Source organism: Cupriavidus sp. FW305-46 (assembly GCF_058787075.1).
Genome location: NZ_JBYSZI010000111.1, coordinates 5,465 through 7,655, shown reverse-complemented (window position 1 = coordinate 7,655; position 2,191 = coordinate 5,465). Strand labels below are relative to the sequence as shown.

General features: G+C 66.0%; 1 protein-coding gene. It reads right to left on the bottom strand.

Annotated features, from left to right (window positions below; genetic code table 11):
• The coding region (locus tag AC3WON_RS30335; protein WP_492353397.1) for a prohead protease/major capsid protein fusion protein at window positions 1–2,016 on the bottom strand (2,016 nt) is incomplete at its 3' end.
• Window positions 2,017–2,191 lie beyond the last annotated feature (175 nt).

Here is a 2,191-nt window from a genome sequence, read left to right as displayed (position 1 = left end):
CGGATTCTTTTGCAGGCCACGCCAGTCAATGGCCTTGGCTGCGAACACGTGGCGGGCCTTGATCTGCAGGCCATCGACTTCGAAGCCGCGGCGCTGCTCGGTGAACAGACCTTCCTCGCCCTCGAGGTAGGTGTATTCGATCGTATCGACCAGGCCCGGCTCGGCAGCGAGGTGCCAGGCATTGCCGGTGATACGGGCATCGACAACCACCTCGAGCGAGGTGTTGTACTGCGGGTTGATGTCCACCGACTTGGCAGCCACGAACTGCGAGGAGGTGTACTTGTTCGCCTCGCCTTCCTTGTCGGGACCGACGATCAGGAAGCTCGGCGTCAGGTTCAGCACGCGGCCCTTGATACCAGTCTGTTTGCGCATCGCGGCACGGCCTGCCGACAGCGTGACGTCAGTGATTGCGCCAGCGGCAGCCAGGTTTCCATGGTTGGCGTGGAAGAGCGCAGTGCCGTCGGCCATCGCCGGGTTGTTGATCAGGATGCCGTAGACGATGTCGCCCTCGAGTGCAGCCGCTTCGGCCGCAATGGCCAGCGGCACACGATCGAACGCGGACAGGTCGTCGTTGATCAGCGATTCCCAGGTAATCGCTACGATGCCGCCGTACTTCCCGAGCGAGTACTTCTCGGCCGATTCGCCGAAGGTGATGGCCTTGTACTCGCCACCTTCGTTGACCTTCTGCAGGGCCGACGATTCGGACAGCTGCGTGCGCGCGATTTGCTTGAAGTCCGGCGCCGTCGACATGCGGCAGAACGGCACGAAGGTACGCGGCTGCAGCTGGTACGCCTGGCGGAGGGTGCGGTTGACGGTGTTACCCAGGATCTCCGGGAAGTCACTGGTGCCGCTCATGCCACCGCGCACCTGCATGTCGCGGTCCAGATTCAGCGCCATCACAGCGATTTCTCGCTTGCTGAGGCCACGGCAGTTGCCGCCGCCCAGCTCGATGGCCTGGCGCGCCATGTCCATCAGGTCCATGCCGCGGAACTGGCGGGCAGCATCCATACGCGCCGCATCGTTGAAGGCACGCGGGTTCGCGCGCAATACGATCGCGTCGCCCATGGCGGCGCGGCGCGCGTCCGTTTCGTCGCGCGTGGTCTGGATGTCGGCCGCCGAGCGGGTCGAGGTGGCGGCGGAGCGGCGCGCCTGCTCACGCAGCACAGCCAGGCCGGCGGCTTCGGCCGTCATCGTGCGTTCGCCGATCAGCTGGTCGGCGAAGGTGCCGTCCAGGCCGCCGAGGCGCACCGCCTCGCGGATGCCGGTCTGGCGCTCCGCTTCAGCGCGGGCGCCTTCCTCGCGCGCCGCGTCCAGGGCGCGCTGGTCGACCACCTGGGCGGTCGTGGTGGCAGCCGTCGTCGTGGCCGCCGGCTGGGTGGTCGTGTGCTCACCGGGCATGTTGGATTCCTTTCGGGTGGTGTTGCCAGCGGCTGCCGGCGTGGATTGGTCAAAGAACTCGCACGCGAACGTGCGTTGCTGCTGGCCCTGCTCTGCCGAGCGCGTGGTCGCGCCCGGATCGGCCGGTACCGGAACGAGCGAGAGCTCGTAGGGCTCCCAGTCGACTGCTCGGTAGATCCACAGGTCACCGTCCACAGCGGGCGCGATGCGCTCCATCTTGTAGATTCGGTAGCCCACGGAGACGTTACGGATGATTCCGTCGACAACGTCCTGAAAGTAGGGCTGGACATCGTCGCGCTGGCTGAAGCGGACCGAGGCACTGCCCTGGTCGCCATCGAGAGTGGCGCCCGTGACGACGCCGAGCACGTCCGAGAGATCGTAGCTCGAGTGCGTGTTCAGCAGGTTGGCCGTCCCAGACTGCAGCCGACCCATGCGCACGTGCGCCGGATCGAGGCTGAGCTCCTCGAGGTAGTAGCGGTCGTTGTACCAGTCGTAGCGCTGCACGCGCGCCCCGGTGGTCCAGACCAACTGGACCGTTCGCGCATCGCGGTCGACGGTACCGACTTCCGCCGAACGGCCCATCAGCGGCAAGTCGCGCCGCTCGCTGGGAGACGGCATAGGCCTGACATCAGAAGGATGTGGTGTTGGCATGTTTGTACGCAAAAAGCCCCGCGCAGGCTTGCACCTGGGCGGGGCGGGTTGGAGAGGAAACCGCTTACTGCTGGCTCATGATGTCTGCCGCCGCTGCCGCATCAATCAGGCGCTCCGAGATCGCCGCATCGGCGTCGGATAG